Genomic DNA, 15,568 nt, shown 5'->3' on the forward strand with positions numbered 1-15,568 from the left:
GAGGCGCTGGAAACCGGCATCCTCAAGCCGTGGTACGCCCGGGCAATCAATGCCGGTACGCAACTGGTGAACATGTACGGCATCACCGAAACCACCGTGCACGTGACCTACCGTGCACTGTGTGCGGCGGATGCGCAGTTGGTCGGCGTCAGCCCGATTGGCGGGCGTATTCCCGACCTGCAACTGTACGTGCTCGATGCTCAACGCGAACCGGTACCGGTCGGCGTGGTGGGTGAGATGTACGTCGGTGGCGCGGGCGTCAGCCGGGGCTATCTGAACCGCGACGAACTGACCGCCGAGCGTTTCCTGAGGAACCCGTTCAGCGATGAGCCGAACGCCCGCATGTACAAGACTGGCGACCTCGGTCGCTGGCTGGCGGACGGCAGCATCGAATACCTGGGGCGCAACGACGACCAGGTGAAGATCCGCGGCTTCCGTATCGAACTGGGCGAGATCGAGGCGGCGTTGGCGGCTTGCGAAGGGGTCAGCGAGGCGGTGGTCATCGCCCGCGAGGACGAGCCGGGCGACAAGCGCCTGGTGGCCTATGTCATCGCCAAGGAAGATACGCAGCCAGCGGCTGCCGAGCTGCGCACGCAGTTGCTGGGCTCGCTGGCCGACTACATGGTGCCGAGCGCCTTCGTGATGCTCGAAGCCTTCCCGCTGACCACCAACGGCAAGCTGGACCGCAAGGCGTTGCCGGCACCGGATCAGTCGGCGGTGATCAGCCGTGAATACGAAGCTCCCCAAGGGGACGTGGAAAACGCCATTGCCCGGATCTGGCAGGACTTGCTCAAGCTCGAACAAGTGGGGCGCCACGACAATTTCTTCGAACTGGGCGGCCATTCGCTACTGGCGGTGAAGTTGATCGAGCGCATGCGCCAGGTGGACCTGAGCGCCGATGTGCGCGTGCTGTTCGGCCAGCCGACCCTGGCCGCGCTGGCCGCTGCGGTCGGTGGACACACGGAAGTCGTGGTGCCGGCCAACCTCATTCCCGCCGGCTGCACGCGCATCACCCCGGACATGCTGCCCCTGGCCGATCTGGACCAGGAGGCCATCGACCGCATCGTCGCCGGCGTGCCTGGCGGCGTTGCCAACGTGCAGCAGGAAGGCATTCTCTACCATCACCTGGCGGCGGAGCAGGGCGATCCCTACGTGTTGCAGGTGATGTTCGGCTTTGACAGCCGCGAGCGCCTGCAAGCCTTTGCTCAGGCCTTGCAGAGCGTGGTGTCGCGTAACGATATCCTGCGCACCAGCATGGCCTGGCAGGGCCTGGAGTCACCGGTGCAAGTGGTCTGGCGCCATGCGACGCTGGCCCTTGAAGAAATCGCGCTGGATCCGGCGGCAGGCGACGCAGTGCAACAGTTGCACGAACGTTTCGACCCGCGTCACTACCGGCTCGACATTGCCCAGGCACCGCTGATGCGGCTGGCCTATGCCCAGGACCTGGCCAATCAGCGCTGGGTCGGCATGCTGCTGTTCCATCACGTGGCGCTGGACCACACCGCCCTTGAGGTGGTGGTGCATGAAATGCAGGCCAGCCTGCTGGACCAGGCGGAGCTGCTCGCACCGGCTGTGCCGTACCGCAACCATGTCGCCCAGGCCCGGTTGGGCGTGAGTCGCGAACAGCACGAAGCGTTCTTCCGCGACATGATGGGCGATATCGACGAACCGACGCTGCCGTTCGGTCTGCTGAATGTGCAAGGCGATGGCAGCGGCATCGAAGAAGTGCAACAAGGCGTGGATGCGCCATTGGCCCAGCGCTTGCGGACGCAGGCCCGTCAGCTCGGCGTGAGCGCGGCGAGCCTGGTCCACCTGGCCTGGGCCCAAGTGGTCGGGCGTGTCTCGGGGCGGGAGGAAGTGGTGTTCGGCACCGTACTGATGGGCCGGATGCAGGGCGGCGACGGTGCCGATCGCGCATTGGGGATGTTCATCAACACGTTGCCGCTGCGGGTGAGTGTGGGGCACACCGGTGTCCGTACAGCCGTGAAGGCCACCCACGCCCGATTGAGCGGATTGTTGGGGCATGAACACGCTTCCCTGGCATTGGCCCAGCGCTGCAGCGGCGTACCGGCCTCGCTGCCGCTGTTCAGCACGTTGTTGAACTATCGGCACAGTGCTGGCGAAGCCGCATCCGAGCAGGCCATCTCGGCCTGGCACGGAATTCATACCCTGGGCATGGAGGAGCGGACCAATTATCCGTTGTGCCTGAACGTCGACGACCTCGGCGAAGGTTTCCTGCTGACGGCCCAGGCGGTGGCCGAAGTGGGTGCGCAACGTGTCTGCGGCTATATGCATATGGCGCTGGAAAGCCTGGTGCAGGCGCTGGAGCATGCACCTGACGCGCCATTGCGCGAGTTGTCGATTGTACCTGCCGACGAACGCGAGCAATTGCTGGTGGCCTTCAATGCCACCGATGCCGAGTACCCGCTGGAGCAGACCATTCATGGGCTGTTCGAGGAGCAGGTGCGGCGCACGCCGGATGCGCTGGCGGTGCGTCATGGTCGGCAGCAGCTCAACTATCGCGAGCTCAATGGGCTCGCCAACCGGTTGGCCCATTACCTGCGCAAGCAGGGTGTGCAGCCGGACTCGCGGGTGGCGATCTGCGTCGAGCGCGGCATCGATATGGTGGTGGGCTTGCTGGCGATCCTCAAGGCGGGTGGCGGTTATGTACCGCTGGATCCGGCCTATCCGGCGGATCGGATTGCCTACATGCTCGAAGACAGCGCCCCGGCGGCGATCCTGGTGCAGGCGGCCACGCGAGGCTTGCTGGGTGAGACGACGGTCCCGGTGATCGACCTCGACAGGGGTGTCTGGCAGGACGAGGCAGCGCCGAATCCGTTGGTCCCGGGGCTGACTTCGTCCCATCTGGCCTACGTGATCTACACCTCCGGTTCGACCGGGTTGCCGAAAGGCGTGATGATCGAACACCGCAACACGGTGAATTTCCTGACCTGGGCCCATCGTTCGTTCGATGCGCAAACCTTGTCGAAGACGCTGTTCTCGACCTCGCTGAACTTCGACTTGGCGGTTTATGAGTGCTTTGCACCGCTGACCAGCGGCGGCAGCATCGAAGTCGTCACTAATGTGCTGGAACTGCAACACGGCGAGCACGACATCACCTTGATCAACACCGTGCCGTCAGCGCTCAAGGCGTTGCTGGAAGCCGGTGGACTGGGCGAGGGCGTGGACACGGTCAACGTGGCCGGTGAAGCCCTCAAGCGCAGTCTGGTGGAGGCGTTGTTCGAGCAAACTTCGGTCAAGCGCCTGTGCAACCTCTATGGTCCGTCGGAAACCACGACTTATTCGAGTTGGGTCTCGATGGCCCGGGAAGACGGATTTGCCGCCCATATCGGCAAACCGGTCGCCAACACCCAGTTCTATCTGCTGGATGAACATAAGCAGCCGGTGCCATTGGGTGTCCCAGGGGAAATCTACATCGGTGGTGCCGGTGTTGCCCGTGGTTATCTCAATCGCGATGACCTGACCGCTGAGCGTTTCCTTAACGACCCATTCAGCAACATCGCAAACGCCCGGATGTACAAGACCGGCGACTTGGGCCGCTACCTGCCGGACGGCAACATCGAATACCTCGGCCGTAACGACGACCAGGTGAAGATCCGTGGTTTCCGCATCGAACTGGGCGAGATCGAAGCCAAGCTCGCCCAGCACGACGCGGTGAAGGAAGCGGTGGTGCTGGCCCGCGAAGACGTGCCCGGCGACAAGCGCCTGGTGGCTTACTTCACCCAATCCGAAGCGGTGGACATTGAAACCCTGCGCAGCCACCTGCAAGCGCGGTTGCCGGAGTACATGGTCCCTGTGGCCTACGTACATCTCGACGCACTGCCGCTGACGCCCAACGGCAAACTCGACCGCAAAGCCCTGCCGGCCCCGGACCTGGAGTCGGTCATCACCCGTGGCTACGAAGCCCCACAAGGCGAAGTTGAAACCACCCTGGCGCAGATCTGGCAGGACCTGCTGGGCCTGCAACAGGTCGGTCGTCACGACCAGTTCTTCGAGCTGGGGGGCCATTCGTTACTGGCGATGCAACTGATCTCCCAGGTCCGTTTGCGCCTGGGTGTGGAACTGAGCCTGACTGCGCTGTTCGCCCATCCCGCACTCATGGACCTGGCGCAGGCCGTGTCCGAGGCCGGGCGCAGCACATTGCCGGAGATCGTCAGGGTCTCCCGCGACGAACCCTTGCCACTGTCGTTCGCCCAACAGCGCCTGTGGTTCCTGGCGCAGATGGAAGGGGCCAGTTCGGCCTACCACATGCCGGCCGGCCTGCGTCTGCGCGGCACGCTGGACCGCGTCGCCCTGCAACGGGCGCTTGATCGCATCGTTGCCCGTCATGAGGCGCTGCGCACGACTTTCGTACAGGCCCAGGGCGAGGAGCCCCGGCAGTGTATCGCCGCGGCCGATAGCGGCTTTGCCTTGCTGCAGCATGACTTTTCCGAGCGGATCGATGCCGAAGCCGAAGTGCATGCCTTGGCGGCGCGGGAAGCCGTCGACGCCTTCGACCTGGAACACGGCCCGCTGATCCGTGGCCGGTTGATCCGCCTGGGTGATGAGGACCATGTGCTGCTGGTGACCATGCACCACATCGTTTCGGATGCCTGGTCCATGGGTGTGCTGGTCAAGGAACTGGTGGCGCTCTACGAAGCGTTCCGGCATGAGCTGGACGATCCGCTGCCGGCGCTGGCCGTGCAATACGGCGACTACGCCCTGTGGCAACGCCGCTGGCTGAGCGGCGAAGTGTTGCAGGCCCAGAGCAGCTACTGGCGGCAAACCCTGGCCGATGCGCCGGCGCTGTTGATGCTGCCGACGGACCGGGCGCGCCCGGCGCAGCAGGACTACAGCGGGGCGGCGCTGCCCCTGGCGTTCGACGCCGAGCTGACGGCCAATCTCAAAGCCTTGAGCCAGCGTCATGGCGTCACCCTGTACATGACGTTGATGGCAGCTTGGGCGGCGTTGTTGAGTCGCCTCTGCGGGCAGGACGATGTGGTGATCGGTTCGCCGGTGGCCAACCGCACGCGTTCGGAAGTCGAAGGGTTGATCGGTTTCTTCGTCAACACCCTGGCTGTGCGTATCGACGTTTCGGGCGCACCGACGGTCGAGGCCTTGCTGGCGCGGGTCAGGAACCAGACCCTGGGCGCCCAGGCGCATCAGGACCTGCCGTTCGAGCAGGTGGTGGAAGTACTCAACCCGGTACGCAGCCTGTCCCACAGCCCGCTGTTCCAAGCCATGTTGTCCTGGCAGACCCTGGACAACAACGAACTGGCGCTGGGCGACCTCAAGCTCGAAAGCCTTGGTGTGGCAAGCAATATCGCCAAGTTCGACCTGTCCCTGGAACTTGGCGAGGCCCAGGGGCAGATCTTCGGCGCCCTGGAATACGCCACGGCCTTGTTCGACGAGGCCACGGTGCAGCGTTACCTCGGTTATTTCGAGCGGGTGGTGCGTGCCATGGTGGCAAGTGACCAGACCCTGATCGAGCAGATCGCGCTGGTGGACGACACCGAACGCCAGCATTTGCTGGTCGGGCTCAACGCGAACCAGGCACCGTACCCCCGTGGACAGACAATCCATCAACTCTTCGAGGCCCAGGTCGCGACCCGGCCGCAGGCCATTGCCGTGGTGTTCGAAGGCGAGCGGCTGAGCTACGCCGAACTGAATCGCCAGGCCAACCAGTTGGCCCATCACCTGATCGGGCTGGGCATCCGTCCGGACGACCGCGTGGCGATCTGTGTCGAGCGCAGCGCCGAAATGCTGGTGGGCCTGTTGGCGGTACTCAAGGCTGGCGGCGGTTACGTGCCGCTGGATCCGGCGTATCCGGCCGAACGATTGGCTTACATGATTGCCGACAGTGCCCCGGTAGCGCTGCTGACCCAACGCGCACTGCAAGACCGCTTGCCGCCACTGGCTACGCCGGTGGTGCTGCTCGACTACGTCGAACGGGTGCGCAGCGGCATTGCCACAGGCCGCGAAGACAACCCGGTGGTGGCGAGCCTTGGCGTGCGTCACCTGGCCTACGTGATCTACACCTCGGGTTCGACCGGCGCGCCCAAGGGCGTGATGATCGAACACCGTGGCCTGGTCAATTACTGCGTGGACGCCGCGCGCCTGTTCGAGCTGACGCCGGCCGACACGGTGCTGCAGCAGAACACGTTGAACTTCGACCTGTCGGTGGAAGAGATTTTCCCGGCGCTGGTCGCCGGTGCCACCCTGGCGCCGACCCGACAGTTGTTCGGCAGCGTCGAGTTGCAGCAGGACGCCGGGATCCGGCCGACCTTCGTGCACCTGACCGCTGCGCATTGGCATTCCCTGGCGGCTGAATGGCACAGCACGCCGGCACAGGCCCGCGATCATCTGCGCGACGTGCGCCTGGTCAACGTCACCGGTGACGCCCTGTCGATGCAGAAACTGCAGATGTGGGACGCGGTGCGCCCGGCCCATACCCGACTGATCAACACCTATGGCCCGACCGAGGCGACCGTGTCGTGCACCGCCGCCTACATGCACTACGACGCCGACGGCGCGGCCGGCAACGCCACCATCGGCACGCCGATGGCCAACACCCGTATCTACCTGCTCGACGGGCACCGCCAGCCGGTGCCGTTCGGAGTGGCGGGAGAGATCTACATCGGTGGCGACGGCGTGGCCCGGGGTTACCTGAACCTCGAAGCGATCAATGCCGAACGCTTCCTCGTCGATCCATTCAGTGAGCAGCCCGACGCCCGCATGTACAAGACTGGCGACCTGGCCCGCTATCGTCCGGACGGACGCATCGAATACCTGGGGCGCAATGACTTCCAGGTCAAGGTCCGGGGGTTCCGTATCGAGCTGGGTGAAATCGAAACCAGGCTCAGCCACTGCGCCGGGGTCAAGGAAGCGGCGGTGATCGTGCGCGAGGACACACCGGGGGACAAGCGCCTGGTGGCCTATGTCGTGCCGCAGGGCGGTATCACCCTGAGCGCAGCTGCCTTGCGCTCGGAGCTGTCGACGCTGCTGGCCGAGTACATGGTGCCGAGTGCGTTCGTCAGCCTGGTCGCGCTGCCGCTGACGCCGAACCGCAAGCTCGACCGCCAGGCACTGCCGGCGCCGGATGCCGACGCGTTCGCCAGTCGCGAGCATGTAGCGCCGCAAGGCGCCACGGAAATCGCCCTGGCGCGGATCTGGCAGGGCATGCTCAACGTCGAAACGGTGGGGCGTCACGACCACTTCTTCGAGCTGGGCGGGCATTCGTTGCTGGTGATGCGCTTGATTGCCCAGGTGCGCGAGCAATTGGGGGTGGAGCTGAGCCTGAACGAGGTGTTTGCCCAACCCGAGCTGAGCGCCTTGGCCCAGGTTCTGGCCCGAGCGGCACGCAGCTCGCGGCCGGACATCGTGCCGGTGTCCCGTGAGCAGGCACTGCCATTGTCGTTTGCCCAGCAACGCCTGTGGTTCCTCGCGCAGCTGGACAACGCCAGCGCGGCGTATCACATCCCCACCGGCCTGCGTCTGCGCGGTGCGCTGGACACCGCCGCCCTGGGTCGTGCCCTGGACCGCATCGTCGCCCGCCACGAAGCCTTGCGCACGACCTTTGTCCAGGGCCAGGAAGTGGAGCAACGCATTGCTCCGGCCGACATCGGTTTCGCCTTGCAACGGCATGACCTGTCCGCCCACCCGGATGCCGAGGCCGAGCTGTCGCGCATGGCCGGGGAGGAGGCGCGGCAGGCCTTCGACCTGAGCCGTGGCCCGCTGGCCCGCGGTCGCCTGGTGCGCATGGGCGATGCTGACCATGTGTTGCTGGTGACCTTGCACCACATCGTCTCGGACGGCTGGTCCGCCGATGTCCTGACCCGTGAGCTGGGCGTGCTGTACGCGGCATTCAGCCAAGGCCAGGACGATCCGCTGCCGGCCTTGCCGGTGCAATACGCCGACTACGCCATCTGGCAGCGGCGCTGGCTCACCGGCGAGGTGTTGAGCCGCCAGGAACGTTACTGGCAGGACACCCTGGTTGGCGCGCCGGCATTGCTGACCTTGCCGACGGACCGGCCACGGCCGGCCCAGCAGGATCATTCCGGTCATGCGGTGGGGATTGCCTTCGATGAAGCGCTGACCGAAGGCCTCAAGGCTTTGAGCCAGCGCCATGGCGCCACGTTGTTCATGACGGTGATGGCCGCTTGGGCCGCGCTGCTGAGCCGGATGTCCGGGCAGGATGATGTCGTCATCGGCACTCCGACGGCGAACCGCATGCAGGCGGAGGTCGAAGACCTGATCGGCTTGTTCGTCAACACCCTGGCGGTGCGCGTCGAGGTTTCGTCCGAGCTGACCGTCGAGACCTTGTTGCAACGGGTCAAGGCCCAGACCCTGGGCGCCCAGGCGCATCAGGATCTGCCGTTCGAACAGGTGGTGGAAGTGGTCCGGCCATTGCGCAGCCTGTCCCACAGCCCGGTGTTCCAGGCCATGCTGTCGTGGCAGAACAGCGAAACCGGCGGCATGGAATTGTCCGACCTGTCACTGCAAGGGCTGGGGGTGACCAGCCGCACCGCCAAGTTCGATGTGTTGCTGGACATGGCCCTGATCGAAGGGCGCCTGTTCGGTTCGCTGGAGTACGCCACGGCGCTGTTCGACCAGGCCACGATGGAGCGCTACCTCGGTTACCTCGAATGCATCTTGCGCGCCATGGTTGCCGATGAGCAGGCCCTGGTGGTGCAGATCCCGCTGTTGGAGGACGCTGAGCGCCAGCACCTGCTGGAAGCGTTCAATGCTACAGCCGTCGACTATCCGCAAGGCCTGACCCTGCATGGCCTGTTCGAGGCACGGGTCACGACCTGTCCGGATGCCGTCGCCGTGGTGTTCGAAGAGCAGCAACTGGGCTACGCCCAGCTGAACCAGCGCGCTAACCAGATTGCCCATCGCTTGCTGGAACTGGGCATTCGCCCGGATGACCGCGTGGCGATTTGCATGGACCGCAGCACGGACATGGTCGCAGCGCTGCTGGGCATTCTGAAGTCGGGCGCCGCCTACGTGCCGCTCGACCCGGATTACCCGGCCGACCGTTTGGCCTACATGCTGGAAAACAGCGCCCCGGCCGTGGTGTTGACCCAACGCGCCTTGCAGGCGAGTTTGCCGGCGACCGCTGCCAGGGTGATGGTGCTCGAAGACGAAGACTTCGCCACGCAATCGACCGGCAATCCGCAGGTTTCGGGCCTGCATGCCAGCCATTTGGCCTACGTCATCTACACCTCGGGTTCCACCGGTCTGCCCAAGGGCGTGATGAACGAGCATGGCGCGGTGGTCAACCGCCTGCTGTGGATGCAGGACGCCTACACGCTGAGCGCTGCGGATGCGGTGCTGCAGAAGACCCCGTTCAGCTTCGACGTCTCGGTGTGGGAGTTCTTCTGGCCGCTGTTCACCGGTGCGCGGCTGGTGATGGCCCGTCCGGGCGGCCATCGCGATCCGGCGTACCTGCGCGAAGCGATCCAGCGACACGGCATCACCACGCTGCACTTCGTCCCGTCGATGCTGGACGTGTTCCTCGCCCATGGTGAGGCTGGCGAGTGCGAGGGGCTGCGCCAGGTGATGTGCAGCGGCGAAGCCTTGCCGGGCCATCTGGTGCGGCGTTTCAAGGCGCAATTGCCAGGGACTGCGTTGCACAACCTGTACGGCCCGACCGAAGCGGCCGTGGACGTCACCGCCTGGGACTGCACGGGGGCCGAGACACCGGACAGCACGCCGATCGGCAAGCCGATCGCCAACACCCGGATCTACCTGCTCGACGCCCATCAGCAACCGGTGCCCCTGGGCGTGGCCGGGGAGATCTACATTGGTGGCGTCCAGGTGGCGCGGGGTTATCTGCACCGTCCGGAACTGACGGCGGAGCGTTTCCTCGTCGACCCGTTCAGTGACCGGCCGAATGCCCGGATGTACCGCACCGGCGACCTGGGTCGCTACCTGGCGGACGGCAATATCGACTACCTGGGGCGTAATGACGATCAGGTGAAGATCCGCGGATTCCGTATCGAACTCGGCGAGATCGAGGCCAAGCTTGCCCAGCACGGGGCGATCAAGGAAGCCGTGGTGCTGGCTCGCGAAGACGTGCCGGGGGCCAAGCGCCTGGTGGCGTATTTCACTGTGCACGGTGACGAGCACCGTGTCGAGATCGAAAGCTTGCGGACTCAACTGCAAGCGCAACTGCCGGAATACATGGTACCGGCGGCTTATGTGCAGCTTGAGGCACTGCCGCTGACCCCCAACGGCAAGCTGAATCGCAAGGCGTTGCCGGCGCCGGACCTGTCGTCGGTGATCACCCGTGAGTACGAAGCGCCGCAGGGCGCTGTGGAAACGACGCTGGCACAGCTGTGGGCCGAGCTGCTCAAGGTCGAAAAGGTCGGGCGTCATGACCACTTCTTCGAGTTGGGTGGGCACTCGTTGTTGGCCGTCACGCTGGTCGAGCGCATGCGCCAGGCCGGCTTGAGCGCCGACGTGCGAGTGCTGTTCGGCCAACCGACCCTGGCCGCGTTGGCGGCAGCCGTGGGTGGCGCGACGGAGATCGTGGTGCCGGACAACGGCATCGTGCCGGGTTGTAAGCGAATCACCCCGCAGATGTTGCCGCTTGCCGACCTGACCCAGCAGGAAATCGACGCCATCGTCGCCGGCGTGCCCGGTGGCGTGAGCAATGTCCAGGACATCTATGCCCTGGCGCCGTTGCAGGAGGGGATCCTGTACCACCACCTGGTGTCGCCGCAGGGCGATCTCTATGTGCAGCAGGCCATGTTCAACCTCAAGGACCGTGCCCGGTTGGATGCGTTCGTGAACGCACTGCAAGGCGTGATCGATCGCCACGATATCCTGCGCACGGCCGTGCTTTGGGAGGGCCTGGGCGAGCCGGTGCAGGTGGTGCTGCGGAAAGCTCCCTTGGCGGTGCAGACCTGTATGGTCGAACCGGGCCAGGACGCGATGGCTCAGCTGCGTGAGCGTTTCGACCCTCGGCACTATCGGCTCGATGTGCGCCAGGCGCCCATGATGCAGCTTGCCTGTGCCTATGACGACGAGCACCAGCGCTGGGTGGCGCTGCTGCTGTTCCATCACATTGCACTCGATCACACCGCATTGGAGGTGATCCAGCACGATATGCAAGCGTACCTGCTCGGGCAGCAGGCGCAGTTGGGCGATGCCGTGCCGTATCGCAACTACGTGGCCCAGGCCCGGCTTGGCGTGACGCAAAGCGCCCACGAGGCATTCTTCAGGGACATGCTCGAGGATATCCAGGAGCCGACCCTGCCATTCGGCCTGCAGGACGTGCAGGGCGACAGCCATGTCATCGAGCAGGCCCGATTGAGCGTGGACGACAGCTTGAGTCATCGTCTGCGGACCCAATCGCGTCTGCTTGGGGTCAGCGCCGCGAGCCTGCATCACCTGGCCTGGGCGCGGGTGGTGGGCGCTGTGTCCGGACGCGAAGACGTGGTGTTCGGTACCGTGCTGATGGGCCGTATGCAGGGCGGTGAGGGCGCCGATCGGGCGCTGGGGTTGTTCATCAACACCTTGCCGCTGCGGGTCGACATCGGCGTCGACGGGACCCGGGCAGGCGTCAAGGCGACGCATGCACGTCTCACCGCGCTGCTGGGACACGAACATGCGTCGTTGGCACTGGCACAGCGTTGCAGCGGTATCGCCACGTCGACGCCGTTGTTCAGTGCGCTGCTGAACTACCGGCACACTGCAACGCAGGTCACCCAGGAGGCCCAGTCGGCCTGGAACGGGATCGAGGGGCTCGGCGGTGAGGAGTGGAGCAACTATCCACTGTCGCTGAACGTCGACGATCTCGGCGAAGCCTTCGTGCTGACCACCCTGGCGGAGTCGCGCATCGGGGCGGAACGCATCTGCGGCTACATGCACACGGCCCTGGAAAGCCTGGTCGATGCGCTTGAGCGCACCCCCGAGGCACCTTTGCGTGAGCTGGCGATATTGCCGGCGGCGGAGCGCCGGCAACTGCTGGTCGACTTCAATGCGACCGACTCGGTCTATCCCCGCGAAGAGACGGTCCACGGCCTGTTCGAAGCCCAGGTCCGGGCCCGGCCCGACGGGATTGCACTCCAGCATGGGGCGCAGCGGCTCACCTACCGGGCGTTGCACGAGCGAGCCAGTCACCTGGCGCATTGCCTGCTGGAACGCGGCGTCCAGCCAGGGGCGCGGGTCGCGATCATGCTGGACCGTTCGTTCGAGCTCATCATCAGCGAACTGGCGATCCTCAAGTGCGCCGCCGTCTACGTACCGCTGGACCACCATGCGCCCGAGGAGCGGCAGCGCTTCATGTTGCAAGACAGTGCCGCGGTGCTGGTGCTGACGACCAGTGACAAGGCCGTGCCGGAAGACATGCCGCGAGTGGACCTGGACAGGCTGCAGTCGATCCAGGCTGCACGGCCGGCGGTGTTCCCCGGCCAGAGCAGCGATACACCGGCGTACATCATGTACACCTCAGGCTCCACCGGCCACCCGAAAGGGGTGATCGTGCCGCACCAGGCCATAGGCCGCTTGGCGATCAACAACGGTTACGCGGATTTCGGTGTACAGGATCGCGTGGCGTTCGCCTCGAACCCGGCGTTCGACGCCAGTACGATGGAAGTGTGGGGGGCGTTGCTCAACGGCGGGCGCGTTGTGATCGTCGATCACGAAACGTTGCTCAGCCCGACGCAATTCGCCCAGGTGCTGGCAGAGGCCGAGGTGTCGGTGCTGTTCCTCACCACCGGCATGTTCAATCAATACCAGCTGTTGATCCCGGATGCCCTGGCAGGCCTGCGGATCCTGCTGTCCGGTGGCGAGCGCGGTGATCCGGCTTCCTTCCGGCGGCTGTTGGCCCATGCTCCTTCGCTGCGGCTGGTGAATTGCTACGGTCCCACCGAGACCACCACCTTTGCGACGACCCATGCGGTCACTGCCGTACCGCATGGCGCAACGAGTGTTCCGATCGGCCGTCCTATCGCCAACACCCGGGTGTATATCCTCGATGCCGCGCGCCAACCGGTGCCTGTGGGTGTCGCAGGGGAAATCCATATCGGTGGTGCCGGGGTCGCCCTCGGTTACCTGAATCGGCCGGACCTGACCGAGGAGCGCTTCATCGCCGATCCGTTCAGCGATACGGGCACCGCGCGCCTGTACCGCAGTGGCGATATCGGCCGCTGGCTGCCCGACGGCACCATCGAATACCTGGATCGCAATGACGGGCAGGTCAAGATACGTGGTTTCCGTATTGAACTTGGTGAGATCGAGGCCCGTCTGCACGAGTGCCACGGGGTGCGCGAGGCCCTGGTGATAGCGCGTGAAGACAGCCCGGGCGACAAGCGTCTGATCGCGTATTACACCGGGCACGAGAACGGTGAGGCCTTCGATGCGGATGCCCTGCGTGCCCAACTGCGCGCCGTGCTGCCGGAATACATGATCCCGGCGGCCTATGTGAGATTGACCTCGTTGCCGCTGACGCTGAACGGCAAGGTCAATGTCGGGGCGTTGCCGGTACCGGAAATGCACGCTTATGGGAGTCAGGGCTACGAGGCTCCGCAAGGTGATCTGGAAGTCACGCTGGCAGGCTTGTGGGCCGACGTCCTGAAGCTGGAGCAGGTCGGTCGTCACGACAACTTCTTCGAGCTGGGCGGTCATTCATTGCTGGCGATCCGGCTGGTCGGGTTGCTGGCACAGGCCAACCTGACCGTCTCGTTGGCCGAACTGTTCCAGCACGAAAGCGTGGCGTCGATGGCAGCGATGCTGCAGGCCCGCACCGAGGAGGTCCAGGTCAAGGAGGCCATCGTACCGGTGCGCACCACCGGCCAGCAGAACCCGCTGTTCCTGGTGCACGAGTTCAGTGGCCTGGACCTGTACTTCCCGATGCTGGGCAAGCACATCGATCCGGATATCCCGGTGTATGGCCTGCCTGCCGTCGAGTGGGGCGAGCCGCAATTGCAAACGATGGAATGCATGGCCTCGCGGCTGGTGGGGATCATCCGTTCGGTACAACCCAAGGGGCCTTATCGCCTGGCCGGCTGGTCGTTCGGTGGCGTGCTGGCCTACGAAACCGCGATCCAGCTGATCGGTCTGGACGAGGAGGTCGAGTTCGTCGGCCTGATCGACAGCTACCTGCCTCGGCTGGTGGACCAGGGCCGGTCGCGCTGGGCGTTGGACGAAGCGCACAAGCTGCATCTGCTGGACCGCTGCGATGTGTTCTGGAGGGCTGCGTTGCCTGGCGAAGCAGTCCTTGCAGCGATCCTGGAGAAACTGACCGATCTGCAAGGGCAATTGGATCGGTTCGATTTCGAAGGCCTGGTGCAGCATTGCCGCGATGAGGCGATGCTGCCCGCCGAGCTGGCCGTCTACACTGCCGAGCAGCTCTGGCAGTACCTCGATCGCGAAGTGGCCCACGGTCATGCGCTGGCCCATTACATGGTGTATCCGATTTCCGTACCGGTGCATCTGCTGGTGGCCGAAGAACGCAAGGACGATGCTCCCGAACACTCCGGCTACCTGGGCTGGGATGCGGTCCTGCCGACGTCGCAGCTGCATTGCGTCAAGGTTCCGGGCAACCACCAGACCATGATGCAGGCACCCCACGTCCAGGCGTTGGGCCAGGCCATCAGTGCTGAACTCCACGCCGCCGCATCGCGTCCGGCGCCCTCGCCGAAGAGCGGTTACCAGCCGCTGCTGACGATCCAGGGCGGGCGCGCGGACCGGGCTCCGATCTTCTGCGTACCGGGTGCCGGCGACAGCGTCACCGGTTTCATCGGCCTGACCGACGCCTTCGGCCCGGACTGGCCGATCCATGGCTTGCAGCATCGGGGGCTGGACGGCAGCACAGAGCCTTTCAGCCTGGTGGAAACCGCCGCCCAGGCTTACCTCGAAGCCATCGACAAGGTGCAACCGGAGGGGCCGGTGCATCTGCTGGGGCATTCCTTCGGTGGCTGGATTGTCTTCGAGATGGCGGCTCGCCTGCACGCTCGTGGTCGCAAGGTGGCCTCGTTGACGCTGATCGACAGCGAGTCGCCAGGCGGCAACGGCGTGGTGGGCAGGCCCTATACCGGGACAGGGGTGTTGCACCGGTTGATCGAGGCAATGCAACTGGCCTCGGGCAAATCCCTCGGTATCGATGCCACGGTCTTCGGTGCCCAGGACGATTCGGCACAGATGCGCTTGCTGCATGCCGGCATGGTCCGCGCCGGCATGTTGCCGCAGCGTTCGGCGGTGGATTCCATGCGTGGTCCGGCGCGGGCCTTCGGTACGGCCCTGCGCACGGTTTATCAACCGCAACATCAATACACCGGGCCGGTGCGCCTGGTGCTGGCGAATGATCCTACCCTGGATACCGCCGGCAACAAGCGCGAGCAACAGCAAATGATCGAAGGGTGGCGCAAGCATGTACCGGACTTGAGTATCTGGTACGGTCCGGGCAACCACTTCACGATTCTCAAGGCACCACACGTACATAACCTGGCTGCCTGGTGGCAGGACGGCCTTCCCATGCTCGATGAGGAGGAGGCCAGTGACTACGTCTAGCCGTTCTTCCTTCGGGCGCACCCATGGAACCCGGCGCTGTCTTGGCCGG

At 64.9% G+C, this 15,568-nt stretch carries 1 protein-coding gene; it reads left to right on the forward strand.

The features are described 5' to 3' along the window. Positions 1-15,519: non-ribosomal peptide synthetase (locus N005_RS20290; RefSeq protein ID WP_144402737.1), on the forward strand; the 15,519-nt coding region annotated here is incomplete at its 5' end. Positions 15,520-15,568: the final 49 nt, after the last annotated feature.

This window comes from Pseudomonas mediterranea CFBP 5447 (assembly GCF_000774145.1).
Classification (GTDB): Bacteria; Pseudomonadota; Gammaproteobacteria; order Pseudomonadales; family Pseudomonadaceae; genus Aquipseudomonas; species Aquipseudomonas mediterranea.